23 protein-coding genes and 1 pseudogene are annotated in these 25,020 nt (G+C 42.2%); 22 read left to right on the top strand and 2 right to left on the bottom strand.

Annotated elements, in window-relative coordinates:
* Window positions 1-147: 147 nt before the first annotated feature.
* On the top strand, window positions 148-855 hold the full coding sequence (locus ACSYSN_RS07605) for a DUF975 family protein (RefSeq protein ID WP_491712224.1): 708 nt from the start codon (window positions 148-150) through the stop codon (window positions 853-855).
* A 60-nt stretch (window positions 856-915) separates the two neighbouring features.
* On the opposite strand, the gene ACSYSN_RS07600 is transcribed toward ACSYSN_RS07605, so the two are convergent.
* A complete protein-coding gene (locus ACSYSN_RS07600) occupies window positions 916-1,149 on the bottom strand; it encodes a hypothetical protein (RefSeq protein ID WP_491712223.1) in 234 nt (77 codons plus the stop codon).
* Window positions 1,150-1,301: 152 nt separating this feature from the next.
* Here ACSYSN_RS07600 and ACSYSN_RS07595 point away from each other — a divergent pair, with 152 nt between their 5' ends.
* The 21 genes and pseudogenes from ACSYSN_RS07595 to ACSYSN_RS07495 all read left to right on the top strand — a co-directional run bounded on the left by ACSYSN_RS07595 (window position 1,302) and on the right by ACSYSN_RS07495 (window position 23,760).
* On the top strand, window positions 1,302-2,600 hold the full coding sequence (locus tag ACSYSN_RS07595) for a PTS sugar transporter subunit IIC (RefSeq protein WP_491712222.1): 1,299 nt from the start codon (window positions 1,302-1,304) through the stop codon (window positions 2,598-2,600).
* Window positions 2,600-3,469: an alpha/beta hydrolase gene (locus ACSYSN_RS07590; RefSeq protein ID WP_317637434.1), complete on the top strand. Its 870-nt coding sequence runs from the start codon at window positions 2,600-2,602 to the stop codon at window positions 3,467-3,469. Before ACSYSN_RS07595 ends, ACSYSN_RS07590 begins: the two co-directional genes overlap by 1 nt.
* The gene (locus tag ACSYSN_RS07585) at window positions 3,469-6,003 is read left to right on the top strand and encodes an AAA family ATPase (RefSeq protein WP_491712221.1); all 2,535 of its coding nucleotides are present in this window, start codon (window positions 3,469-3,471) and stop codon (window positions 6,001-6,003) included. Before ACSYSN_RS07590 ends, ACSYSN_RS07585 begins: the two co-directional genes overlap by 1 nt.
* A 205-nt stretch (window positions 6,004-6,208) precedes the next feature.
* Entirely contained in the window at window positions 6,209-8,302 is a 2,094-nt protein-coding gene (locus ACSYSN_RS07580) for an ATP-dependent Clp protease ATP-binding subunit (RefSeq protein ID WP_491712220.1), read from the top strand.
* 187 nt (window positions 8,303-8,489) lie between these two features.
* Window positions 8,490-9,512, top strand: a complete 1,023-nt coding sequence (locus tag ACSYSN_RS07575; protein ID WP_317637431.1) for a branched-chain amino acid aminotransferase — start codon at window positions 8,490-8,492, stop codon at window positions 9,510-9,512.
* Between the two features lie 172 nt (window positions 9,513-9,684).
* Window positions 9,685-10,764, top strand: coding sequence for an alpha/beta hydrolase (locus tag ACSYSN_RS07570; protein ID WP_491712219.1), 1,080 nt, complete (start codon window positions 9,685-9,687; stop codon window positions 10,762-10,764).
* Window positions 10,765-10,921: 157 nt separating this feature from the next.
* Window positions 10,922-11,416 (top strand): PTS sugar transporter subunit IIB, encoded by a 495-nt coding sequence (locus ACSYSN_RS07565; RefSeq protein WP_491712218.1) that lies wholly within the window; start codon window positions 10,922-10,924, stop codon window positions 11,414-11,416.
* Window positions 11,417-11,418: 2 nt separating this feature from the next.
* Entirely contained in the window at window positions 11,419-12,213 is a 795-nt protein-coding gene (locus ACSYSN_RS07560; protein ID WP_491712217.1) for a PTS mannose/fructose/sorbose/N-acetylgalactosamine transporter subunit IIC, read from the top strand.
* Entirely contained in the window at window positions 12,206-13,027 is an 822-nt protein-coding gene (locus tag ACSYSN_RS07555; protein ID WP_491712216.1) for a PTS system mannose/fructose/sorbose family transporter subunit IID, read from the top strand. Before ACSYSN_RS07560 ends, ACSYSN_RS07555 begins: the two co-directional genes overlap by 8 nt.
* Window position 13,028: 1 nt before the next feature.
* A complete protein-coding gene (locus tag ACSYSN_RS07550; RefSeq protein ID WP_491712215.1) occupies window positions 13,029-13,445 on the top strand; it encodes a PTS sugar transporter subunit IIA in 417 nt (138 codons plus the stop codon).
* A gap of 9 nt (window positions 13,446-13,454) precedes the next feature.
* A complete protein-coding gene (locus tag ACSYSN_RS07545) occupies window positions 13,455-14,312 on the top strand; it encodes a PRD domain-containing protein (protein WP_491712214.1) in 858 nt (285 codons plus the stop codon).
* Window positions 14,313-14,640: 328 nt separating this feature from the next.
* The gene (locus ACSYSN_RS07540; protein WP_491712213.1) at window positions 14,641-15,531 is read left to right on the top strand and encodes a DUF3737 family protein; all 891 of its coding nucleotides are present in this window, start codon (window positions 14,641-14,643) and stop codon (window positions 15,529-15,531) included.
* A gap of 2 nt (window positions 15,532-15,533) precedes the next feature.
* A complete protein-coding gene (locus ACSYSN_RS07535) occupies window positions 15,534-16,700 on the top strand; it encodes a MalY/PatB family protein (protein WP_491712212.1) in 1,167 nt (388 codons plus the stop codon).
* A 240-nt stretch (window positions 16,701-16,940) separates the two neighbouring features.
* Window positions 16,941-17,429 (top strand): GNAT family N-acetyltransferase, encoded by a 489-nt coding sequence (locus ACSYSN_RS07530; protein WP_491712211.1) that lies wholly within the window; start codon window positions 16,941-16,943, stop codon window positions 17,427-17,429.
* Window positions 17,430-17,468: 39 nt separating this feature from the next.
* Window positions 17,469-17,861 carry a cytidine deaminase family protein gene (locus ACSYSN_RS07525; protein WP_491712210.1) on the top strand — a complete coding sequence of 131 codons (393 nt, stop codon included), beginning with the start codon at window positions 17,469-17,471 and terminating at the stop codon, window positions 17,859-17,861.
* Window positions 17,861-18,295, top strand: coding sequence for an ASCH domain-containing protein (locus ACSYSN_RS07520; protein WP_491712928.1), 435 nt, complete (start codon window positions 17,861-17,863; stop codon window positions 18,293-18,295). Before ACSYSN_RS07525 ends, ACSYSN_RS07520 begins: the two co-directional genes overlap by 1 nt.
* Before the next feature lie 307 nt (window positions 18,296-18,602).
* Window positions 18,603-20,153: an ATP-binding cassette domain-containing protein gene (locus ACSYSN_RS07515; protein ID WP_491712209.1), complete on the top strand. Its 1,551-nt coding sequence runs from the start codon at window positions 18,603-18,605 to the stop codon at window positions 20,151-20,153.
* A gap of 409 nt (window positions 20,154-20,562) precedes the next feature.
* Window positions 20,563-21,291: a gamma-glutamyl-gamma-aminobutyrate hydrolase family protein gene (locus ACSYSN_RS07510; protein ID WP_491712208.1), complete on the top strand. Its 729-nt coding sequence runs from the start codon at window positions 20,563-20,565 to the stop codon at window positions 21,289-21,291.
* A 13-nt stretch (window positions 21,292-21,304) separates the two neighbouring features.
* Window positions 21,305-22,702 carry an APC family permease gene (locus tag ACSYSN_RS07505; RefSeq protein WP_491712207.1) on the top strand — a complete coding sequence of 466 codons (1,398 nt, stop codon included), beginning with the start codon at window positions 21,305-21,307 and terminating at the stop codon, window positions 22,700-22,702.
* Between the two features lie 240 nt (window positions 22,703-22,942).
* Window positions 22,943-23,417 (top strand): annotated as a pseudogene (locus ACSYSN_RS07500) (transposase); the annotation flags it as partial.
* Between the two features lie 7 nt (window positions 23,418-23,424).
* Complete coding sequence (locus tag ACSYSN_RS07495) at window positions 23,425-23,760, top strand: hypothetical protein (RefSeq protein ID WP_491712206.1); 336 nt, start codon at window positions 23,425-23,427, stop codon at window positions 23,758-23,760.
* 258 nt (window positions 23,761-24,018) lie between these two features.
* Here the strand turns inward: ACSYSN_RS07495 and dapF are convergent, their stop codons facing one another.
* Window positions 24,019-25,005: a diaminopimelate epimerase gene (gene dapF / locus ACSYSN_RS07490; RefSeq protein WP_491712927.1), complete on the bottom strand. Its 987-nt coding sequence runs from the start codon at window positions 25,003-25,005 to the stop codon at window positions 24,019-24,021.
* Between the last annotated feature and the right edge of the window lie 15 nt (window positions 25,006-25,020).

Raw genomic sequence — 25,020 nt, 5'->3', positions numbered from 1 at the left:
TTTTCTATATGTGGTCAGTTTATGGCGGCACAACACTGTGTGAGCTTAGTTCCGATGTTGGTGGAACTAGGCTTTTTTTATGCCCTATTTGCTATTCTCAAATAAAAGATGTAAAATGTATTAGATTTTTAATTAAGGAGATTATTTATGAATAGAGCTGAATTAAAGGCAGAAGCCAAGGAAAACCTGCGCGGTAATTGGAGCTGGGCTGTGTTTGTGGGAATATTAATTACTGTGGTTAATGGTATTATTTTTAGTCCACAAATTAAAACTACTATTGAAGATTTGCAGAATTTCAGCAGTGGTCAGCTTGTGGACTATGTTACACCAAATCAGATATTAGATCCGGGCTATTGGTCCGGCCGCTTGGGGAGTAGTGTGGGACTTGGCCTGCTTAGCGGCTTCTTTATGTTGAGCATGGTTGTTACTTTCTTGAACTTTAGTAGGGGACAGAAATTGCCGGTACTTAAAGCTACTTTTTCTGTTTTTACTGATAATCGCTTTATTCCGGAATTTTTAAATTATCTGTTAAGCTATCTTTTTCAGTATTTGTGGATGCTCCTATTAGTTATCCCTGGTATAGTTAAGTCATATTCTTATGCACTAACACCATACATTGTTAATGATTTGGTTGAAAGTGGTCAAGAAATTCATGCAACAACTGGGATTACTGCTAGTCGTCGGTTGATGGCAGGCCATAAATGGGAATTGTTTAAACTGGATCTGAGCTTCATTGGCTGGACCATTATTGCACTGATTCCGTTTGGCTTGGGACTAATTTGGTTAACACCATATGTTCAAACTACGCGGGCCAACTTTTACCGTAAACTTGCTGGTGATCAATTCACCAAATAATAAATTGATTTTAACTAGTAAAAAGAGCAGGATAAATCCTGCTCTTTTTATGTCTAATTTTTAGAACTTGTTCAGGTTGTTAATCCCGGTATGGATTAACTTGCCGGCATAATTAGCATCAGCTTCGTCTCTTTCTTTCAAGGCGTCTTTAATTTGACTGGACTTTAGGTGGTCAGTTAAGTAGGCTAGCAAGGCTTCATTAGTTAACTCATCAAGGTCGCCGCCAGATATTTCTAAATACTTTTGGACTAACTTAGTTACTTTTTCAGATAATTCGATTTTTTTCTTGCTCATTTTTTCACCCTTCAAAAATCATCTTCATTATAACATCTTTATCCAAAATGATAGAAAAATGTAACAGTTAGTTAGCATCTTTAAGGGAACTTGAGTTGTATAATTGGAGTATTATGATTTGTTAATTCATGATTAAAGTAAGGGTTGAAAAAATGTTTGATTTTGCGGTTAAAATCGTGCTCGAAATACGGCGCTCGGCCTTTTTTCGGGCTGCGCAGCGCACGTTGGTAATGTTGATGCCGATTGCGGTAATTGGTGCGTATTTTAAATTACTGAATGACTTGTTTTTTTCGCCAGACGGAATGATTTACAATATTTTAGGTTTGGACAAAGTTATGTCTGACCACATTTGGTATGCTGGTTCTTTCGTCAGTAAAGGTATGGTAGGCATTACTTTTGGCGTTTTTGGGGTTTATGCTAGTTACTTTATGGCACGTTACACTGCCCGCATCTACCGTAAAGATTCGACTCTCGCGGGCCTAATGGCAGTGCTGATTTTGCTTTTCTGTTCTTATGCATCAAGTAGCGGTAGGAATGCGCGCTTGCCCTTTACGGCCAGTTTATTACAGATAAAGGCGCTTTTTCTGGCGCTAATTGTTGGCTATTGTGTCGGGCAAGTTTTTCATTGGCTGGGAAAAGATTACCAGCCTGTGGCCGAGGAGAACGTCAAGTGGGTGCAGCGGCGGGCCTGGGATGCCGTGTGGCCCTCCCTTGTTTCTTTGGTGCTGGGAATTGTGCTCGGGATTGCGATCTACGAGTTACAGCTTAAGATGTTGAATTCAGCCAGTTTTAAGGAAATTGTTGGCCGCATTCAAACCAGTAACAACTTAGTAGAGGTGCTGCTACTTTTAGTAATTATTACTTTTCTTAATTGGCTGGGTATTGGCTTTCCCATGAGTTCAGTTACCGATCGAGTTAATAATTCCTTTACAGCGGCCAACCTGACTTATGCACTGCAACATGGCAATTCCTGGAATGTCCCCTATAAATTTTTAGGTAGTAGCCTAGTTAACAGCTATAGTGTAATGGGTGGGACAAGTGTGGTTCTAGCTATCATTGTCTTGCTACTTCTGCGGCGTAGTGGGCGAGAAATTGAGGCTATTGCGCGTTTGAATTTATTGCCAGCCACTTTTAGTTGCGGCTCAGGCTTTGCCATTGGCTTGCCCGTCATCCTCAATCCGGTGTTTTTGTTACCCAGTGTTTTACTGCCACTGGTTAACGTGATTTTGGCAGCCTGTGCCCTTGGCTTGCACCTCATTCCGGCCTGTGTGTACCCAATTTTAAAGGGCACTCCGGGTTTGCTGATTCCATTTTTGGCTACTAACGGTAACTGGGCAGCATTAGTGTTTTCAATTCTACTTTTTTTACTTGATCTGCTTTTACTATGGCCCATTATTAAAATTAATGAAAAAGTCGAATTGCAAATTGTCCACCTAAAGGAGGTCGAATAATGCGCAAAAATCCTAATCTAAAGTGGCTACTTTTGCTGGCTACGATATTAGTTTTACTGGCGGTTCCGAGCTTTTTTTGGATGAAAAAAGATAACAATGCACGGGCTGAGCGTAGTAAGTCGCTGCTTTCACCGGTTATCATGGTACCGGGTTCAAGTGCTACCACCGAGCGCTTTAATCAACTAATCGCAGAACTCAATAAGACATCACTGAACCGTCACAGTGTGTTAAAAATCACTGTTTCACGTGAAGCAAAATTGACCTATAGTGGTTCGATTGGTAAGAATGACCTTGAACCCTTTATTATTATTGGCTTCGAAAATAATAAAGATGGTTATGCTAATATCAAGAAGCAAGCGGGTTGGCTTGACGTGGCTTTTGCTTCGTTAATGCAAAATTATCGCTTTAATAACTTCCGAGCTTTTGGTCACTCTAACGGTGGCTTGATCTGGACCTATTGGCTAGAGCATGATTATGCGCAATATGATGCTGATACCCGCATGACTACTTTAATGACCCTAGGTACCCCATATAATTTCACGGAGAAAAACCTTAAAAACCACACTCAGATGCTGGCAGATTTCATCAAACGCCGGTCGCACTTACCACGAAATCTTAAAGTTTATTCGCTTTCTGGTGGTAAAAGCTATGAATCAGATGGTATTGTCCCCGAAACAAGTGTCGCCGCAGGAAAGTTTGTCTTTCAAAATCAGGTCAAGGACTATACCTCGATGATTGTAACTGGCAAGGAGGCCGGTCATTCGAGTTTACCGCAGAACAAGCAGGTGATTCAGGTAATCCGGCAATACTTGTTAAAGAAGACTGATAAGGCACCAAAACCAATTAATAAGGGAAAGGATGGCCACTGATGGACTACCAGCAACAGCCAAGTAAAATTGAAGTAATTGGCGGCCGAGTTAACAATTTAAAAAATATTAGTGTCAATGTTCCGTTGCACCAGTTTGTGGCAATTTCAGGATTGAGCGGCTCGGGGAAGTCCAGTCTGGCCATGGGTATTCTTTATGCTGAAGGAGCAAGGCGTTATCTTGACTCACTCGCGGCCTATACCAGACGGCGAATCAGTCAAGTGGGACGGGCCCAAGTTGATGAGGTAAGGCATATTCCTTCTGCCCTTGCCTTGCGGCAGCGACCGGCCGTGCCAGGAGTACGGTCAACTGTGGGGACGGTGACTGAAGTCTTTAATATTCTGCGTTTAATCTTTTCACGGTTGGGATCACCGGTCTGCCCGAATGGCCACCGGATCCCGCCAACGATTAAGATTGCCCAGGCAATGGACCTGACGGGTGCTGCAATGGGGCGGATTACTTGCCCGACCTGCGGGGTGCAATTCTACGCTTTTAGTGCTGAAGACTTTGCCTTCAACTCCGCTGGTGCGTGTCAGAAGTGTCAGGGTTTGGGGACGGTAGAGCAGCTTGATGACCAAAAAATCATTGCGGATGAAAACCGTACCCTGGAAGATGGTGCCGTTGCAACCTGGCAAATTCCGGGAAGAAACTGGATGTGGCGGATTGCACGGGAATTAGGCGTGAGGACGGATGTTCCTTATAAAAAGTTAAATCCAGCTGAAAAAGAAATTGTCTTACATGGCGAAGAACGCAAAGTCCCAGTGGACTTGCCGACTTCCACGGGGCGCGTCTATCACTTAGATGCTTTGTATGAAAATGCCTATAACGCGGTAGTAAATTCGCGTAAGACTACTAAGTCAGAACGTGGCCTGGCGCGCATTAATACTTTTTATCAGTTTACTACTTGTCCGCGGTGTCAAGGTCGCCGGATTGATCCTAGCCGCTGGCAGCAGCAAGTTGCCGGTAAGAATATTGTCGAAGCGGAAGCCTTGACCTTGGGAGAATTGGGAGAGTACCTGCAACAGATTCTGTACTGGTTACCTAAAGATATGCAAGCTTTAGCTCAAAATTTGACTAGTGAATTGAGCCATCAGATAAAACCGTTATTAAAACTGGGTTTAGATTATCTTAGTTTAGATCGACAAGCCAGTACCCTGTCGACCGGTGAATTACAGAGAATTCAATTGGGTCGTACCTTACGCACTGAAACTACCGGCGTCTTGTACGTCTTAGATGAGCCGTCTGTAGGTCTTCACCCGGATAATGTGGCTGGCTTGATTGAGGTTTTTCATGAATTGGTTAATCAGGGAAATTCACTGGTGGTTGTCGACCATGAAACATCGATTATCAGTGCGGCGGATTGGATTATTGAAATTGGTCCGGGTTCAGGTAGCCGCGGTGGCCAAATTATTTCCCAGGGAATGCCAACTCAAATTGAGCATGCCCAAAAATCACTTATTGGACCATACCTCCAAGGAACTGCTCCCTTGCATGCCCGCCCGAGCGTTGCGCCAGATCAGCTTTTTAAACGGGGCAAGGTTGAATTCACAGTTTCCCAACGCTTTAATGTTGAAGGAGTTCAAGCGCAGATTCCCTTAGGTTGTCTTACCTCTGTTACGGGATTTTCGGGTGCGGGCAAGACCACGCTGATTCTTGATTCCTTACTACCAGCTCTTAAAGCACAAAAAGCAGGTGGACAACCACCAAAATGGGTGAAAACACTAAACAATGGCGGGATTAAAAATGTGATTAATGTTGATTCTTTGCCAGTCGGGAAAAACCAGCGTTCAACAGTAGCCACTTATACTGATATAATGGATAATCTGCGCAAACTTTACGCTCGACAACCGGAGGCCCAAAAATTAAACTATCGCGCGGCTCATTTTTCTTATAATAACAAGGAGGGAGCCTGCCCAGCCTGTGGTGGTAGTGGCGTGATCGCCCTCGATATTCAATACCTGCCCGACCTGGTCGAGACTTGTTCGTTGTGTGGCGGCCACCGCTACAATCAAGCTGTTCTGCAGGTTAAGTGGAAAGAACTAAGTATCGCTGACGTGCTTGATTATGCAGTCGATGATGCACTTGGGCAAGAGCTGTTTCAAAATGAACCCAAAATCACCAAAACCCTCACTACCTTACATGACATGGGTTTAGGTTATCTACATTTAGGCGAATCTACACCTGCCTTATCTGGGGGTGAAGCCCAGCGTCTTAAACTAACCAGTCATATTCATCGTCAACAAAAAGGAACCCTATTTGTCTTTGACGAGCCAACGGTCGGTCTCCACCCCCAAGATGTCAGAACCTTGTTGCAGGTTTTGCAAAAACTGCTCGATCAAGAAGCAACGATTATTACCATTACGCATGATCTTGATGTTATGGCTAACAGTGATTATATGATTGACATGGGACCTCGAGGTGGCAATCACGGCGGCCAAATTGTGGCTAGTGGAACACCTGTGGATATTTCGCAAAAAAGCAGTAGTTTGACGGCAAAGTATTTACGTGAACATTTTAACTTATATCAAAAAGCTTAGTAGAACCGAAAGAAAAGACCCTGTTATTAGGGTCTTTTTAGTTAGCTGGGCACAAAAAAACGGATTTGAAAAAATGTGGAAAAGTCGGAAGTTTATAGTTGCCTTCTGTGGATAACCTGCTATAATATTCAATGAAAGTAGTTAGCAGTCGGATGCCTTGAGTGCTAATTGCTAATTTAAAGCCGATAGTAAGGGGGGTTTATATATGGCATACTTTGATAACGAGTTTGATAATTTATTTAACGAATTAAACAATTCTTTTTTTAATAATACAAGTGGTAACAATGGTTCGATTCCCATTCATTACGCAAGCAGCATGCATGCATCGCCGCAGCAATTTAACCAAAATGGACAAACGCAGCAGCAAACGCAAGCAGAAAAGCCGCTGGGAGTTGACTTAGTTGAACAAGCTAAACAGAGCAAGTACGATCCAGTCATTGGTCGTGATGAGCAAATTCAGGAAGTAATTGAAATTTTAAGCCGGCGCAAAAAGAATAATCCAGTTCTGGTAGGACCTGCCGGTGTTGGTAAGACCGCAATTGTTGAGGGTCTGGCACAAAAAATAGCCGAGGGTGATGTTCCTGACAAGATGAAGGACAAGCACATCATTGCTGTTAATATTAATGACATGGTGGCTGGTTCCAGTCTACGCGGTAGTTTTGAAGAACGGTTGAAAGGGGTTATTGACCAGGCCAAGCAGAATCCTAACATCATTCTCTTCATTGACGAATTGCATAACATTGTTGGTGCTGGATCGACTGATTCGGAAAACAACAGTGGAGATGCTGCTAATATCTTGAAACCAGCGCTGGCTAGTGGTGACTTAAACCTGATTGGTGCTACGACGACCAGCGAATATCGCCGGATTGAAAATGACTCAGCGTTAGCCCGGAGATTCCAACCGGTACAAGTTCCAGAACCATCTACTGAGGTGACGGTAAAAATCCTTGAAGGTTTAAAGCAGAGATATGAGGACTACCACCATGTAAAGTACGCTGACAGTGCATTAAAACTTGCAGTGGAATTATCACAGCGCTATATTCAGGGCCGTTACTTGCCAGACAAGGCAATTGATTTGATGGACGAAGCAGGGGCTAAGAAAGGGCTTGGTGCTGTTCCGAGTGATAAAGCTGGCTTGCAAAAGAAAATTGACCAGCTTGAAGCTGCCAAGGCAACGGCTGCTAAAAATGAAGACTATGCTAAAGCCAGCGACTTAAAGACGAAAATTGACCAGCTGCGCGACCAGTTAAAGCATGTTGATGATGCTACAATGCCGCAAGTAACTGATCAAGATATTTATGCCTTAATTGAAGCTAAAACCAAGATTCCGATGAGTGAACTGCATGCTAGTGAAAGCCAAAAGAATCTTGACTTGGCTGCCAAATTAAAGCGTGCTGTCATTGATCAGGCTGATGCGATTAACGTAATCACTGATGCGATTGCCCGTAAGCAGGTCTTTAAGGATAACAACCGGCCAACTGGCTCCTTCTTGCTGACTGGACCAACTGGGGTTGGTAAGACTGAGCTGGCCAAGCAACTGGCAATTCAACTGTTTGGCGGTGAAGATCACCTAATCCGGCTCGATATGTCGGAATACCAAGACCAAATGGCGGTTAATAAGCTGATTGGTTCAGCACCAGGTTATGTAGGGTACGGTGAAGGCGGCCAACTAACTGAGAAGGTGCGTCACCAGCCGTATAGTTTGATTTTACTGGACGAAATTGAAAAGGCTAACCCGCAAGTCTTCAATGCCTTGTTACAAATTATGGATGATGGTCGATTGACTGATGCACAGGGTAGAACGGTCTCTTTCAAAGACACAATTCTTATCATGACGTCTAATGCTGGTTATTCTGATAACTTATTGCAGAATGGCAAGGTTGATCATGATAAATTGGTTAGCGCGCTTGAGGCCTACTTCAGACCCGAATTCTTGAACCGGTTAGATGTAATTGTGCCATTCAACTCATTGACTAGGAGTGATATGACTAAGATTATTGATCTCTATCTAGATAAGATGGCGCATGTTCTGACCAAGAAAGGGGTCAAAGTCGATGTTTCTGCTACTGCTAAGGCTTATTTAGCAGACAAGGGTTATGACAAGAAGTTTGGCGCTCGTCCGCTACGCCGGGTTGTTGAACAAGACTTGGAGACGCCAATTGCCAAGCTACTTATGCAAGAACCAAACACTAAAGAGGTCAAGTTCACGGCTGACCAGCAGCACGTTTACCTAAATGGCAAGGCAATTTTAGAAATTGCCTCCAAGCCTGAAGCTACTCCAACCAAAAAAGCAGAATAATGGTCTTAACTGACTAAGGAACCATTCCCTAAAAGAATGGTTCCTTTTTTATTGGTCAAAAGTTTCACGTGAAATAATTCGGCAATGAGGTAAAAATCCCCAACCTATTGACAAGCTAAGATTGATGGATTACATTAATTAACAATTAAAAAAAGATGATTATTTTTGATTTGAGGGGTAAAGCACAATGAAACAAAAATTAGCAGAACTAGATTGGCAAAACTTAGGCTTTCAGTATCGCGACCTGCCATACCGGTACGAAGCAAAATTTAAGGATGGTAAGTGGCAGCAGGGGAACCTGGTTGAAGATGCCACCATCAAGCTGTCTGAGGCAGCTGAAATTCTGCACTACGGCCAAGAAATCTTCGAGGGGCTCAAGGCATACCGCCGCGAAGACGGTAAGATCAACCTTTTTCGGCCCGAGCAGAATGCGCACCGCTTCACCTTGTCAGCTGAGCGTCTGGCCATGCCACCATTTCCTGAAGATCGGTTCGTTGAAGCTGTAAAGGAAGTGGTTCGTGCTAATGAAGAATTTGTCCCACCATATGATAGTGGAGCAACCCTCTACCTAAGGCCCTTCATGGTCGGTACGTCTAATGTTTTAGGGGTGACGGCCGCTGATGAATACCTCTTTCGAATCTTTGCTGTGCCGGTTGGTGCCTATATTAAGGGGCTGAATCCGGCCGCTTATCTGGTCAGTGACTATGACCGTGCTGCTTACAACGGAACGGGTCAAGCCAAGACGTCAGGAAATTATGCCAGCAGCTTGCTGCCATCGGTTGAGGCGCACCAGCATGGCTTTGCTGATTGCCTCTACTTGGATCCGCGGGAGCATAAGTATGTAGACGAATTTGGCGGAGCCAACTTCTTCGGTATTACTCAAGAGGGACAGTTTGTTACGCCCCAATCGAAGTCAATTTTAGTTTCGATTACCAAGCGTTCACTTTTGGAATTGGCGGAGCGGATGGGCTTAAACCCAGTGGAGCGCCAGATTACTTTGGAAGAAGCCTTTACCATGAAAGAAGCGGGGGCAATGGGGACAGCAGCGGTAATCTCTCCGGTGGGCTCAATTACCTATCAAGGCGTAAAGCACGTCATCTACAGTGAGGACCAGACCGGACCAATCACAACCAAGCTCTACCATGAATTAGTCGATATCCAATACGGTAATAAACCAGGTCCAGCAGGCTGGGTGCAGACATTGGAATAAAGATAAAATGGTTAGACATTTTCACGGAAGCGCTTCCTTGAAAAGAAGAAATGTGTTATTCTATTGTTGTAAAATTAATTAGGATCGTTACAGTTTAGAAACTGGCGAAACCGAAAAAGTATACTGTTGCTGTATGCTTTTTCGGTTTTTTTATGCAAAAAGGAGTGTTTGAATGGAGCAAAGAAAATATCCGCAGTCTCAAATTGATGAACTTCAAGCAAAGACGATGAAGAAGGTGATCAACGGAGTAGAGGAGACTATTAAGCCTGTGCCGGGACAGAAAGGAGCGCTTAAACTAAATATCGTTGATCCACACGTCAAAATGATTATTCAAAAGAAAATCGATGAGGGGATTGGTAACCGACCATTTTCTTTGAATTTTGATCGTAACCGTCCAGAAAATATTACTTATGATTTAACTACGAGCGTGGTTAATCAAGATGAACAACTAGTAGAAATAGATAGTGATCATTATATTGATACTTTTATCTTTTCACCGGAAAAACCGCTTCGTGCTAACCCTATCCTAATCTACTTTCACGGCGGTGCATACATGACTGGCAAGATAGAAGAATTTGGTAAGCAAATGAAGTATATAGCTGAACAAGCTCAATCTACAGTAGTCTTTCCGCATTATCGGTTAGCTCCAGAAAATCCGTATCCGGCCGCCATTAATGATGCAATAGGAATTATTAACTGGGTTAAGCAGAATCACCAGCAGCTTGGTTCTGATAATGAAAAGATTGTTCTAGCGGGTGACAGTGCTGGTAGTGGCTTGATTAATTCTTGTATTGTCCGCATGGATGATACGGCGATAATTGCTAGAGCAATAGAATTATACCCCGTGACCGACAGTAATATGGAACCATACTACGACTGGGATAAGTTTGATGTTTGTGCTGAGGATGAAGAATATGCCAAAAACCGAATTCTTAGGATGATTAATTCCTTGCCAGGTCTGGAGAAAAATTATTTCCATCATAAAATTGATCCTCGTGATGAGTTAGTAGATATTTTTAACATTAGAAAGTGGGATAAGATTCCACCAATCACTTTTATACTTAATCAATATGACTTAATCACACTTGTAGCAGAAACCTTTGTCAAAAGGGCGTTGAAACAAGGTGTTGAGCTAAACGTTATTAAGTATATGGGGTGCGATCATGGCAGCCTTAATTTCTTTGGCACCGAACCCCAGGCTGAAGACATGTGTTTGGAAATTGCTAAAGTTATTAAAAACGTTGCAAAATAGCAGAAAAATTTAAAAAGTAATAATTAGTAATACAATAGTTAATGAATAATGGATCGTTACAGTTTAGAAACTGGCGAAACCAAAATACTGTTTGTTCACGCGTCTTTGCGATGCCTGAAAAACAGCATTTTGGTTTTTGTTTTTAGGAGGAAAAATAATGGCAATTGTAGGAGCAAGAATTGATAACCGGTTACTTCACGGGATAGTAGCAACTTCCTGGGCACCGGACTCGAATGCTACACGAGTGATGGTGATTGATGATGATGTAGCTAATGATCCGCAAAAAAAGCAGGCGATGAAGTTGGGCAGGCCGTCTGGAATGGCCGTGTCCATTATTACCGAGCAAACGGCATTAGAAAACTTTAAGGCAAATAAATATGATCGACAAAAAGTTTTTGTTGTGTCACAAAGCCCCGATATTTTTCTGCATTTACTTGAAGCAGGTCAGCAAATAAATGAGCTTATTTTAGGCGGGACCCTAAGCTTTGAAAGAGCAATTAAGGTCACCAAACGTGCTTACATTAAGCCAGACCAAGTGGGTACTTACCAAGCAATTATTAGTAGAGGCTGTAAGGTAACTTCACAATATGTTCCTCAAGATGATCGGGTGGATGTTGCTAAAATTTTAGATAATCAGAAAGCGGGTGCTTAATCATGGGTTTCACATTTTGGCAAGTGGTTTTAATCACTATTTTAGCTTATATTCAAAGATTGGACTTTGAAACGACACAGATTGTACCTATGAATTATATGTTCTGGTCTTGTGTGGTAGGAGCGCTTTTGGGAGATTTCCAAATGGGCTTAATCGTTGGTGCAACTATCCAATTAATGTCTCTTGGTGTAGCTGCCTTGGGTGGTAGTTCAACTCCTGATTATGCCGTTGCTGCGATAATTTCAACTGCAGTGGCTATTAGTACAGGTAAAGGTATGGCGGCCGGACTAGCTTTGGGTGTTCCGGTAGGGATGATCTGTATTCAACTAGATGTTTTATTAAAGATTCTCAATTCCTTTATAACTAATAAGGCCCACGAACTAGCTGATAAGCGTGAATATCGCAAAATGAGGATACTTATTCCAGTAATGACGACTTTAATGCCGCTAGAATCTGCAATTCCAGTTTTTATTGCTGTATTGTTTGGCAAGACCGTTGTTAGCAGCATTTTAAACTTTATGCCTGCCTGGTTTACAGTTGGGCTTAATGTTGCTGGGGGGATGCTTCCAGCGGTTGGAATGGCAATGCTTTTGACCTATATGCCACTGAAGAAATATGGTTATTGGCTGTTAGTAGGCTTTGCGTTGACTGCTTACCTAAAGATGCCGGTCTTAGGTGTCGCTTTAATTGGGATTGCAGGTGCTATTCCAACATTTATGAATTATTCAAAAGGTAGCGGAACCGGCGCTGCTACTACTGTAAACGGATTGACTCAGGAGGACATGGAAGATGAATAAAGAAAATGAAACTAAACAAGATGGTCGTGTTTTAACCAGAAAAGATATCTGGCGGGCAATGAGACGACACTATTTGGCCATCAGTACCTATAACTATGATAGTGGTTTTGCGGCTACTTTGGTTTGGGAACTCTTTCCAGCTCTAAGCAAAATATATAAAGATGATCCAGATGGTTTACAGGCCTCAATCGATAACCAGTTCAAATTCTATAACTGCAATCCATGGATGTCACCGATTATTACTGGCGCAACACTGGCCATTGAAGAAAAGGGTAAGAATAAATCTTTGCAGGCAGTTCAAGACTTAAAAACAGCCTTAATGGGGCCTTTTTCAGGAATTGGCGATACATTAATTTGGGTTCTATTTCCTACAGTATTGGGTGCAATCGCTGCTTCAATGGGTAAACATGGTAATGCCATTGGAATGTGGATTTATTTTGCAGTTTATGTTTTGTTCTTTTTCCTGCGTTCTTTTGCATATCGTATTGGCTACGACTCGGGCACGTCTTTAATGACCAATATGAGCGATCAACTTTCTGCCTTAACTGACGCTGTTTCAGTTTTAGGAATCGCGGTAATTGGGGCGATTGTGCCCTCAACTGTCAACTTTCAACTGGCATTGAAATTTAGTCAAGCAGGTGTATCCCTTACTGGTCAACAAGTACTGGACCAGTTGATGCCCGGCTTGTTACCAGTACTTTTAACTGGCTTATTATATTGGATGCTGAAAAAAGGGCGAAAGATGACTACACTGATTTTACTGGTAATTGTTATTGCCATGGTCGGTGCGGCTTTAGGTATTTTTAAGGCATAGTATGAAACAAATAGTAATTATTTCCCACAAGACAATGGCTCAAGGCATGGCAGAAACCATCAAGTTTTTTGCTGGTGATATTCAAAATTTATACTATATTTGTGCATATCAAAATGGCGAGAATGAATTTCCTATTAAAAAACTTGTTGCATTAATTGAAAACTTTGATGCACAGGATCAGATTTTTTTACTGACAGACTTACTAGGCGGAAGCGTTAACCAGAACAGTGTGCAGTTAATTAAGGAGCACCACATCAATATCATTACGGGAATAAATCTTGCCTTAGCGTTATCGATCGTGCTTGATCCTAGTGAGCGACTGCTGGAACAACAGATAATAGAATTGGTTGGTCAAGCTAAAAATCAGATGATTTATATGAATGAATACGACGGTGATGACGAAGCAGACGATGAATAGGAAACAAATATGAAAGTAATAAAAGTCTTTAACAATAATGTGGTTCTAGTTAATGATCAAAATCAGCAACAGGTAATTCTTTTTGGTAATGGTGTTGGCTTTAAAAAGCAACCTGGTGATGAAATAGCAAAAAGCAGAGGTGTACAGACTTTTATCAAAAATATTAAGGATACCGGTTGGCTTAACTCGTTATCAAATTTATTGGAAAACGTACCGCTTGAATATTTAGCAGTTTCTAAAAACATTGTTGAGCACGCACAAAAAAAGTTAGGGACTACTTTCAATCAGTTTTTGATTATCAGTTTGGCTGATCATATTTATTTTGCCGTTAAGCGAGGCAACAAGCACGATGTCTCTTCACTAGCCAGTGTTAAAGAAATTTATCCTTTGGAGTATGCAGAAGCAAAAGAAAGTGTCAAACGGATTAATGGCACGTTTAATGTTTCTCTGTCACCGGGTGAAACAGGACTAATCGCAATTCATTTCGTAGAAAATGAGCTGAGCCCGATTAATGAAAAACAACAGACTAGCGAAAATTTTGTTGCTTTGCATTTGAGCAAAATTTTACAAATAATCATTTCAAATTTGGGCTATCCAGCTCAGTCAACTGCTCTTGAGCGGTTGACAGTTCACTTGCGTTTTTTGCTGATGCAGATTCAAGGTAATAATAGGTATATAGATGATCCGTTATCAGATAACAAAAAAATTCTCACGTCTTTTTTGAAACAGTTTCCTGAATTAAAGGGAACGTTGAAAAAATTGCAAGATTATTTTTATCAGCAAATGGACTATCAATTAAATAGCAGTGAACGGCTTTATCTAGTTATTCACTTGAAACAAATTGAAAATGGTGTAGAGGATGAATAAGTGAGGAACATTTGCGAGTATTACTGATAGCGAGGCATAAGCTTAATTGATGAGAGAAACTAATTCTTTTCTATCCTTAATATTTCAACTGACCAAGCAGCAACAAAATTAAAATACCAATTATTAATCTTGTTCAATTACTAAAAGTTATCTTTCAGTTAGGTTGAAGTGGTATAACTTTTAGTAATCGCAGAACCTAATTAATAAGTATTTCAACTCAAGCGATGTTTGTTAGATAATTAATAGACAAAGAAAAATGCGTGGAAGCAATCGGCTTTCGCGCATTTAGTCTATTAAGTTAACTGAATTTACTTGGAAAGAATGACAAATGAACATTATTGAAAATCACTATTATGATGGCGAGCGGGCGCTCTTTGGCTTGGAAAACACTGAATTAAAAGGAATTACTTTTGGTAGCGGGGAATCTCCGCTGAAAGAAGCTAAAAACATTAAGCTGCAAGACTCGATCTTTAAGTGGAAGTACCCGTTATGGTATGACACGGACGTTGAAGTTGAAAACACTACCTTTGAAACTATGGCGCGCAGTGGCATTTGGTACACCAAAAATATTACAGTGAAAAACTCGGCCCTGCAGGCTCCTAAGCTATTCAGAAGAGCGCAGGGGATTGTGCTGGACAACGTTCACTTTGCCGATGCAGAAGAAACGATGTGGACCTGCAAGGACATTAGAATTACCAATAGCCAGATTAATGGCGACTACTTTGGCAAGGACAGCGAGAACATCTACCTGGACCACGTTAGTGTAATTGGCAACTATGCTTTTGATGGCGCCGAAAACGTTGAAGTTCACAATTCTACTTTTATCTCTAAGGATGCGTTCTGGAACTGTGAGAACGTAACAGTTTACGATTCAACCATTGACGGTGAATACCTGGCCTGGAACGGCCACAAGCTTAAGTTTATTAACTGCACGATTGAAAGTGAACAGGGCCTCAACTATATTGATGAATTGGAAATAGTCAATACGAGTCTGATGCACACGGACCTGGCCTTTGAATATGTTTCACGTGTAACTGCGGAAATCACGAGCAAGATTGACAGCGTCAAAAACCCGCTTTCAGGTAAGATTTCGGTACCCGCAATTGGTGAGTTGATTGTCGATTCGGACAAGGTTAATCCGAGCAAAACTGAAATCGCTTGTGCTAAAATTGGAGCAAAAGTGGATCGTTCAGATCAAAACCAGAAACCAGGGGATTAATAATGGAAAAGTATGATTTTATCAATGCACCAGATCGACGTGGGGTTGATTCTGTCAAGTGGGATGTTAAGCCAGGTGAGTTGCCCATGTCGCTGGCCGACATGGACTTTAAGACTGCACCAGAAATTATTGCGGCAATGCAAGAAAAGGTTGAACTAGGTGCCTTTGGCTATGAGTGGCCGGGAGATGACTATTTTAAGGCGGTGGCTGACTGGTATGAACAGGAGCACAATCACCGCCTGCAGCGCGAGTGGATGATTTTTACCACGGGCGTGGTACCCGCTCTCTCATCGATTGTTCGCCACGTTTCCCAGATTGGTGACAACGTCTTGGTGCAGGAACCGGTCTATAATATTTTTTATAATTCAATTGAGAATAACGGCCGCCATGTGCTAGCTAATGACCTGCTCTTTGACGGCGAGAGCTATGCGATTGATTGGGCTGACCTTGAACAAAAATTGGCCCAGCCGCTAACGACGCTGATGATTTTCTGCAACCCACACAATCCAATTGGTAAAGTCTGGACGAGGCAAGAAGTCCAGCGGGCAGCTGACTTATGTCAGCAATACCATGTAGTGCTAGTGTCTGATGAAATCCATGGTGACTTAGTCCGATCTGGCGAAGATTACACGCCCGCTTTTACGGTTACGGGTGCAGCGCAAGATAAGGTGATTTCACTTGTATCACCTAGTAAAACCTTTAATGTGGCGGCTCTACATGCAGCAACGGTAATTGTTCCACGTGAAAATATCCGCAATGTTGTCAATCGCGGACTTAACAGTGAGGAACTGGCTGAGCCTAACTTACTAGCTATCCCAGGTACAATTGCGGCTTATGAACGGGGACACGAGTGGCGCCAGGCTCTCCTGGCCCAGTTGAACGCCAATTTTGCCTTTGCCCATAACTTAATCAATGAAAATCTGCCTGAGGTAAAAGTGATTGCGGGGACGGCGACCTACTTAATGTGGCTAGATGTACATCAGATTGAGCGGGATGCACAAAAGTTGGCCGAGTTTCTGCGCGCCCAGACTGGGCTACTTATCTCTCCTGGGAGTATCTACCGCGGTAATGGTCACGACTTTATCCGTATGAACCTGGCCTGTCCGTTGAAGATGGTTGATGACGGGCTGCAGCGACTACAAGAAGGTATAGCGCAATATCAAAAATAGTTCACTTAGCAAGTTTGCGTAAGTGAACTATTTTATTTGTTAGCTGGTTGTTTCTGGGCAACTAGTAAGAAGTAATCATTTGCTGGTAATTCCAGGGAAGTTCCTCATTGGTCCAGCGTCCGTCCAAGTGTCAAATAAGTTCGTCATAAGTTCTCCTTGCTTAGTTTTGAACTATCCTACTCTATTATTAAAGATATGTTATAGTTATTTAAACATAATTAATTGAAAGTGAGAAAAATTATGAAAAATGTCTTCCAAACAGTTGAACAATTAACTCAAGCCAATGCTGAAGTTATTGCCAAAGATTGGCACTATGATGGAGAGTATGACTTTTATGACATGGAAAATGACCTAGAAGATTACGACGAAATCGTTACGCCAGAGCTGCGGGGCAATAGATACTTTCAAGTACTGGATGACCGGGGGCAGCTAACGGCCTTTTTTTGCCTAGAGCCAACTACTGAGCCTGGTCGAATCGAGCTTGGCTTAGGAATGGCACCAGAGTTGACAGGACAAGGCCGGGGGAGCCAACTGCTACAGTTAATTGACGGTTATGTGCGGCAACAGGGCCAATATAGCAAGATCACTTTAGCGGTGGCGAGTTTTAATAAGCGCGCATTTAAGGTTTATCAAAAAGCGGGCTTTGCCGTTACAGGCAGGAAACAAATGCCATCGAACGGTGGCAGCTATGAATTTATCTTAATGGTGAAAGAATTAATGCAAAGGTAATATGGATTACTATTTAAATAACCAATTAAGGAGATATACATGGATCAAAAATGGCAAGAAATGTACCAAGCAGCCAAACGCGTGCAGCAGTTCCGAGCCCTTTCACCGCACATGGAAGCGGGCGGCGTGGCATCGGCGGTTTTGGGTGAATCCGGCAAGATTTATACCGGCGTCTGCGTTGACACAGCATGCGGCCTAGGCGTCTGTGCTGAACGTAACGCCTTGTTTAACATGATCGCGCAGGGTGAAGCGCGCGTTACCCGGGTCTTAGCTCTGATGTCGGATGGCAAAAACGGTGCACCGTGTGGTGCTTGCCGTGAATTCATCGTGCAGCTAATGGAAAAGGACTACCAAAAAGTTGAAGTGATGATGGATTACGAGCAGGCCAAGGTAATGACAATGGGCGAACTGACGCCAGAATGGTGGTTATGATGAATAAAGAAGTAAAAGAATTTTGGCAGAACTTTTGTCAAAGGCATCAACTGTCAGCTGATACGCCAGTTGACGCCTGGGCCTTTGGCGATGACCCAGACGGCCTGGCAGATTTAGTAAACCGCGGAATTAAAACCGCTACGACGTCGGCTTATGAACTATACGACCAGCACGAGGAACTGCCTCAAGTGGGTGAATGGGGTATTATTCTAACTAATGCTGGTAGCCCAGTTTGTGTGGTTCAGGAAAGGGTAGTCGAGCTGGTCCCCTATAATTTAATTTCAGTAGAACATGCATATCATGAAGGTGACCGTACTTATGAAAATTGGCGGGAAATCCACGACCGCTTTTTTAAGCAAGAATACGAAAAGGTTGGTAAGCAGTTTTATCCGCAGGCGCCAATGGTGTGTGAGGTTTTTGCCAAGGTTGATTAGAAAGCAAAGTGAATAAATCACTTGCATAAATTAAAAAAAGATGATACATTGGTTGTAACTTTAAGAAACGAGGCAACTGCGTAAAATGAAAAACTAATTTCTGATTTTGTTGGTAAGCAAAAAAGGTTGATAACCCAAGCGCTTTTTGTGCGCTTTTGCCGATGATCAGAAATTAGTAATGAACTATTTGCAGTAGTCTTTATGTGACACTGGCTTTTTGTGCACTGCTAATCTGATTCGGCGTAATTGGGTTAACAGTGCTTTTTGTACTTAAACGGCTAAAAACTGTTTAAAGGCGATGTTACGTATGGAATATCTTAAAATGACTGAACTTAGGCTTGAATATCAGGGTGAAGAACTCTTCAAAGTTGCTAGTTTAAATGTGCAGGAAGGTCAGCACGTTGGCTTGATCGGGGCAAATGGTGCTGGTAAAACCACTTTGCTTAAGGTGTTGAATGAAGAGGCAGTTCTGTTCAATATAACAGGTCAGATTAGACGCAATTGCCAGATTGTCCGGGTGCCACAAATTTTGACTTATGACGAGGAAAGCGGCGGCGAACGGGAAAAGGCCGCTATTATAACGGCGCATCGGCGCTTGCAGCAATATCCCCGGGGTCTGCTTCTCTTAGATGAGCCCACGTCGAATCTTGATACTACGCAGCAGTCCTGGCTGATAAAACTACTTAATGGTTTGTCTCAGCCAGTAATCATCGTTAGTCATGACCGTAATTTTTTGAAGCAAACGGCCAACACGATTTGGTTGTTGCAGGATAAAAAAATAAGGGAATATCAGGGCACTTACACCCAATTCAGTGAAGCAAGAGAAAAAGAGCAAAAAAGACAAGCACTTGTCTACTATAACCAGCAAAAGCATATCCAAAAATTACAAAAAGCTCAAAGGCAAAAGGAAGTGAAGGGCAAGCAGGCCCGAAAGAAGAAAAAGAACATCTCATGGTCAGACTGGAAAATTAAAGACTCGAGTGGGATAGAAGGTCTCTTGTTGCGTTCAAGCATTATCCTTAAGAACCGTATCAAAAAAGAAACAGTTAAACTAGACAAGCCCGTAACACACCGGCCGATTACACTGAACAATTTACAGCTAAATGACTTGAAACCGCCTCGGAACAGTACCTTGTTTAGAATTGAACCCCAAGAAGTTATCGTTACCCAAAATAAGCTGTTTCAAATTTCGGTCGAGCTCAAAATTAAAAATGGTGAAAAAATTGCTTTGACCGGTCCTAATGGTAGCGGTAAGTCCGTTTTTCTTAATAAATTATGGCAAGATCAGCTTAAACAATGGGTTAATCCGCAAGCCAAGATTGGCTTTTTCCAGCAAAATATGACCCAGGAAATAACAGATAATAAAACTGTGCAAAATGAAATTCAACGGGTAACAATATTTGATAATGCAGCAACTATGCAACTACTAGGCGATCTTCATTTGCACCCTTTCCTGACTAGACCGGTTTACCATTTAAGTGGCGGACAGTTGATCTGCTTTAAATTGGCCAAGGTACTGTTGGGAAAGCATAACTTGCTTATTCTTGACGAACCGACGAATTTTTTGGATTTGCCCGCTATTACAGCACTGGAAGAATTCATCAAAAACTATCCGTTTGCCGTTGTTATTGTGTCCCACGATCAGGAATTCTTGGCCAATTTGAATCTGGTCACCTGGCATATCCATGACCATCAGCTGGTTTTACCTACTACTTTTGTTAATCATAAGAATACGCAAACTGCTAATCAGATAGAACTTTTAAGGTTTAAGCGTGACCAGTTGCTGTCTAAGCCAGGCGCATCAATGAATGAGATTCAAAAAATTTCCCAGGAAATAAACAAGTTGCAAGATAAATAATTTAATTTACAAACTAGTAAGTAAGTCTAATTATGAGAGAAAATTCAGTCTAACAATTAATGACTAAAAAGCCTGTAACCACAGGTTAATTATGAATATAGGCCCTTTAGTGCTAGCGGGTTTGTGAATGAAGCTAAGGGTATTCCTAAGCCACCAGGTTTGCACCTAGAAAGATGGCGACAAAGTTAGTAGTGAAACTAGCCATTAGGAATGTAGCGAGTATGTGATGACGGTTCTTTGATGTGAAAAGTATGTAATGTAATGAACTGGTGTCACTTGCTTATATCTCTACCTTAAGTAATACTGTTTTGCCCTAAAAAATTTAGAAGACAAATCAAATATAGTACAAAATTGGTTTGTCAACTATATAATATAGTAATTAGTTTAAAGAAAAGACTGGTGAGTAAAAATGACAAGACCAATTATTGGAATTTCGGGATCGGTGATAGTTGATTCGGGCGGAATGTTCCCGGGCTATCGACGTAGTTATGTCAATGAAGATTATGTTGACTCTGTAGTTCAAAATGGTGGGGTACCCTTTATTATTCCCTTTACTGCAGATGAAGCGGTCATTGAAGCGCAGCTGGATCAAGTTCAAGGACTGATCTTATCTGGCGGTCATGATGTTGACCCGCACTTGTACGGCGAGGAATTATTGCCCCAGATAGGTGAGACGTGGCCTGAGCGGGACCACTTTGACATGCTCTTGTTAAAGCTGGCTGAAGAAAAGCATAAACCGATTCTTGGCATCTGTCGCGGTGCGCAAATTATCAATGTAGCCCACGGCGGTAGTCTTTACCAAGATATTAGTTATCGCCCGGAAAAGACTTACAAGCATGATCAGGGTCACACGCCTGATCTGCCAACTCATGAGGTAAAAGTCCAAACAGGTAGCCATCTGGCTCAAATATTGGGGAAGCCCCGCTTTGCTACTAATTCCTTCCACCACCAATTAATTAAAGACGTTGCGCCAGACTTGCAGGCAGTTGCATGTTCTAGCGACGGTGTCACGGAGGGGCTGGAAAATAAGGCGGGTAATGTGGTGGCTGTCCAATGGCACCCAGAAATGCTACATCGTAATTCAAATACTAAATTTATGAATAATTTATTTAAATTTGTCATTGAAAATGCAAAGTAAAGGAGCTCCTGTAATGAATACGAGTAAACGAGCGAACGACAAGTTAGGATTTTGGTCAATTGTCTTTTTGGCAATTAATTCAATTATCGGGTCCGGCATCTTTTTGACCCCAGGAAGTGTTGTTAGTCAAGCAGGAAGTAAGGCACTGGTGGTCTATCTAATCGCGGCTGCCTTTGCATCGATCTTAGCTATTTCCTTTTCGGCGGCGGCCAAGTATGTGACCAAATCAGGTGCCTCTTACGCCTATTCTAAGGCGGCGTTTGGTGATAATGTGGGCTTTTACGTCGGTATTTTACGCTATTTTTCGGCAAGTGTGGCTTGGGGCGTGATGGCTGTCGGCGTGATTAAGTCGACTATTTCCATTTTTGGTGGGAATCCTGATAATTTTACCAGTGTAACGGTCGGTTTTCTAATCTTAATGTTACTGATTACCGTAATTAATTTGTTTGGTCAAAAGTTTGTCAAAGTAGTTATGAATATGGCTACAGTGGGCAAATTAGCTGCACTGTTGCTAATTATTGTTGCTGGTGTGGTCTTGCTCATTACGACTTGTGCGTCACACAGTCTGGGGGCAGCTGACCAAATCACCCAAAATGGCCAGAAAATTGTGCCAACATTGACTACTACGGGCTTTGTTATGGCGGTTGTTTCCGCATTTTATGCCTTTACTGGTTTTGAATCCGTTGCTTCTGGGTCAGAGGACATGCAGAAGCCGGAGAAGAACTTGCCGCGGGCCATTCCACTGGCTATCTTTGTCATTGCGGCGATTTACATTGGCGTAGTTGCCGTGGCTATGGTGCTCGATCCCAAGACCTTGATGACTACTAAGCAGGTAGTAGCTATTAGTGCAATTTTTAAAAACGATTTTCTGCGTGACGTGATTCTGGTGGGAGCGCTCATTTCAATGCTAGGCATCAATGTCGCTTCCAGCTTTAACGCACCGCGTATTTTAGAGGCAATGGCGCGTGAGCACCAGCTACCAGATTCCTTGATTAAAAGGACGGAAAATAATTTTCCAATCAGAACTTTCTTTATTTCAGAAGCTCTGGCAATCCTGGTTCCATTAGCCTTTCAATACAACATGGTCAACCTGATTACGCTGAGCGCAATGGTCAGATTCTTGGGTTTTATTATTGTTCCACTGGCAGTCATTAGCTTTTATTATGGCAAAAACAAAGAGGCGGTTTTGCCCGCACCCAAGAATATTCTGACGGATATCTTTGTGCCAATTCTGTCAATCGTTTTAGTTATTTTCTTACTAGTCAATTATAACTGGCAAGCTCAGTTTGGTATCATCAAAAATGGCCAAGTAATAGGTGTTAACTGGTACGCAATTATGATAATGACCTTTGGGTTTGTGCTTTTACCGCTAATCATGTTTGCTGTTTCTAAAAATGCTCAAAAGAAGTAATAGTAGCCTAGTGGTAAGACTAGTAAGTAAAAAAGTGCAGACTGAGTTAACAGTCTGCACTTTTGCTATACGAGTTAAAATTACCGGCAACTATTTATCACCAAATTAAGAACGGTTAGATTAAATTATTTTATGTCTAGTTATGCTACATTAACAGCTGCATTTTTATTTTTTGGTAAATTGTAGAATGAAGTTGAACACTTGCCCTGATTAGAAAATAAAAAAGTCCATTGAACTTCTTTGATAGAATGTAATTACCAAAAGGGCCAACATCTTGCTTTGCAAGACCGCGTGATTATCCAAATCTTGCGCCAGCAGGGCCAGTCCCTGCGTCAAATTGCCGCTAGTCTCAACTGTTCACCCTCAACCGTGAAATATGAGCTTGAACGGGGCCAAATTTCTTTATACCACGGTAAACGGCACCGCTGTGATGACCAATCAGCGCAAAGACTCTATCAGAAAAGGCGCTTAAATTGTGGCCGCAAGACCAAAGCCAAACGGATATGCCAGCATAAACGCAGACTGGAGCGCAGTATTTAGTGAGCGGGCTGCTGCTATTAACCAGCGCCGCGAGTTTGGTCACTGGGAATGCGACCTAGTCTTAGGCCACAAAACCACAGATGACCATGTCCTCTTACCCCTGTATGAACGCATGACGCGTAAATTCATGATTATCCCCATTAAGGATAAAACGGCTACCAGTGTGATGACAGCTGGATGATGTGAAAATTAAGGTTCGACAAATATTACGACCATATACTAATTTCATGGGTATAAAGTTTGTGAATGATGCTAGACTTTATGATGCTGATGGGAATGCTGATAAAGTCATTACTTTTAAGCAAGGACGTGGTACTGACGTAGTAGATTTACGTTATATTTGGATCCCGAGTGAAAATAAAGCTGAACTTTTTTATCGAACTTTACTAAATGATACTAGCTACGTGTATGTGAAGGCTTCTGATGTTAAATATATTTATGGCCGACATCTAGAACCATCAAATACAGCAGATGACGTAAAAAATAAATTATATTTAAATAAAGGCAATGATAGGTAATCATTGCTATTAAGGTAGTTAATCCTAAAGATAACAAAAAAATTTATTATCGAGCATATTAGCCAGCGTATGTAAAAGCTTCTGATGTAAAGTACCTATCCGGTCCTGAATTACCAGTTCTTAGTAAATAGCTGGATGGAGTAAATAAGAGAATAACAATGATTAATTGTGAAGTGCTTCTAATAGTTAGATATTTAGGTCAACTATTAGGAGTATTTTTTCCTCGAAAAGTCTAATTTAAATTTCGCGTGGAGTAAGTTAAACCGTGTGTTGGGCGATAAAGTCGCGATAAGCAGCATCTTCACTGGTTGAAGTGACCTCGAATCGGTCAAAATCAGGCTGCGACTGATGCAATTCAGCCTCGTCAACCTCAAGATAATGGGTAATTGTGGCATTGCCAATGAGTTCAATCCAGTAACTGTCATGCGTTTGATGGACTTTGGTTTGAACAAAGCCGCCTGGATTGGCAACGGTGAGAATTTGCTCGAAAGCCGCAGCTTGGGGATTTGTTAAAGCAAAAATCAGACTAGCGGCCGACATACCAGTGCCGCAGGCATTCGTGAAGCCGACGCCGCGTTCAAAGGTTCTGACAAAAAGGTGCCTGGAATTAACTACTTGTGCAAAGCTGACGTTGACTCCATCCGGAAAATAAGCGTTAGGTTGATTTAATCTAGTGCCTAATTTTTCTAATAAATTGCTGGTTAACACATCATGACTAACTATGCTTATAAGATGAGGATTAGGAACGGCAACTGCCGAAAATTTTAACTCGTCTGCGAAGGCAGGAACAAATTGGTTAACTAGTTTTGGACCGCCTAGATTGGTGAAGGGTAAAGCCGTATCTTGAAAACTGACGGGACTAATTTCAACGCTAATCACCTTTACCTGCGGGGCCCAATCGGATTGGCAACTGACTTGCAAATCGGCCTGCAAGGTTTCAACCTTAAAGTCAGTCTCACCATATTTTTCGGCTAAGTAGCGGCCAACAGTTCGCAGTCCGTTGCCACACATTGCAGCGAAAGTGCCATCACTGTTAATTACTTGCATGCGGCCACGAACCTGAGGATGCTGCGAAGCACTGACCACTAGTAAGCCATCCGCGCCACCTAAAAGACCATTCTGGGGATTGGTTAATTGTTGGGCCAGGCTGACCAACTCATTTGTAGAAAGAGCTTTCTGCAGACTGGTCTGGTCAAGCAGGAAAAACTGATTTTGTGAACCATGCACTTTTTGTAATTGGACCATCATCTTGTCTCCTTA

The organism is Lactobacillus sp. ESL1191 (assembly GCF_058504435.1).
This window is presented reverse-complemented; position numbering and strand designations above follow the sequence as displayed.

Bases quoted from the DNA above. Each gene is read 5' to 3' on its own strand.
- ACSYSN_RS07605 (WP_491712224.1), top strand. From the start codon at position 148: ATGAATAGAGCTGAATTAAAGGCAGAAGCCAAGGAAAACCTGCGCGGT.
- ACSYSN_RS07600 (WP_491712223.1), bottom strand. From the start codon at position 1,149: ATGAGCAAGAAAAAAATCGAATTATCTGAAAAAGTAACTAAGTTAGTC.
- ACSYSN_RS07595 (WP_491712222.1), top strand. From the start codon at position 1,302: ATGTTTGATTTTGCGGTTAAAATCGTGCTCGAAATACGGCGCTCGGCC.
- ACSYSN_RS07590 (WP_317637434.1), top strand. From the start codon at position 2,600: ATGCGCAAAAATCCTAATCTAAAGTGGCTACTTTTGCTGGCTACGATA.
- ACSYSN_RS07585 (WP_491712221.1), top strand. From the start codon at position 3,469: ATGGACTACCAGCAACAGCCAAGTAAAATTGAAGTAATTGGCGGCCGA.
- ACSYSN_RS07580 (WP_491712220.1), top strand. From the start codon at position 6,209: ATGGCATACTTTGATAACGAGTTTGATAATTTATTTAACGAATTAAAC.
- ACSYSN_RS07575 (WP_317637431.1), top strand. From the start codon at position 8,490: ATGAAACAAAAATTAGCAGAACTAGATTGGCAAAACTTAGGCTTTCAG.
- ACSYSN_RS07570 (WP_491712219.1), top strand. From the start codon at position 9,685: ATGGAGCAAAGAAAATATCCGCAGTCTCAAATTGATGAACTTCAAGCA.
- ACSYSN_RS07565 (WP_491712218.1), top strand. From the start codon at position 10,922: ATGGCAATTGTAGGAGCAAGAATTGATAACCGGTTACTTCACGGGATA.
- ACSYSN_RS07560 (WP_491712217.1), top strand. From the start codon at position 11,419: ATGGGTTTCACATTTTGGCAAGTGGTTTTAATCACTATTTTAGCTTAT.
- ACSYSN_RS07555 (WP_491712216.1), top strand. From the start codon at position 12,206: ATGAATAAAGAAAATGAAACTAAACAAGATGGTCGTGTTTTAACCAGA.
- ACSYSN_RS07550 (WP_491712215.1), top strand. From the start codon at position 13,029: ATGAAACAAATAGTAATTATTTCCCACAAGACAATGGCTCAAGGCATG.
- ACSYSN_RS07545 (WP_491712214.1), top strand. From the start codon at position 13,455: ATGAAAGTAATAAAAGTCTTTAACAATAATGTGGTTCTAGTTAATGAT.
- ACSYSN_RS07540 (WP_491712213.1), top strand. From the start codon at position 14,641: ATGAACATTATTGAAAATCACTATTATGATGGCGAGCGGGCGCTCTTT.
- ACSYSN_RS07535 (WP_491712212.1), top strand. From the start codon at position 15,534: ATGGAAAAGTATGATTTTATCAATGCACCAGATCGACGTGGGGTTGAT.
- ACSYSN_RS07530 (WP_491712211.1), top strand. From the start codon at position 16,941: ATGAAAAATGTCTTCCAAACAGTTGAACAATTAACTCAAGCCAATGCT.
- ACSYSN_RS07525 (WP_491712210.1), top strand. From the start codon at position 17,469: ATGGATCAAAAATGGCAAGAAATGTACCAAGCAGCCAAACGCGTGCAG.
- ACSYSN_RS07520 (WP_491712928.1), top strand. From the start codon at position 17,861: ATGAATAAAGAAGTAAAAGAATTTTGGCAGAACTTTTGTCAAAGGCAT.
- ACSYSN_RS07515 (WP_491712209.1), top strand. From the start codon at position 18,603: ATGGAATATCTTAAAATGACTGAACTTAGGCTTGAATATCAGGGTGAA.
- ACSYSN_RS07510 (WP_491712208.1), top strand. From the start codon at position 20,563: ATGACAAGACCAATTATTGGAATTTCGGGATCGGTGATAGTTGATTCG.
- ACSYSN_RS07505 (WP_491712207.1), top strand. From the start codon at position 21,305: ATGAATACGAGTAAACGAGCGAACGACAAGTTAGGATTTTGGTCAATT.
- dapF (WP_491712927.1), bottom strand. From the start codon at position 25,005: ATGGTCCAATTACAAAAAGTGCATGGTTCACAAAATCAGTTTTTCCTG.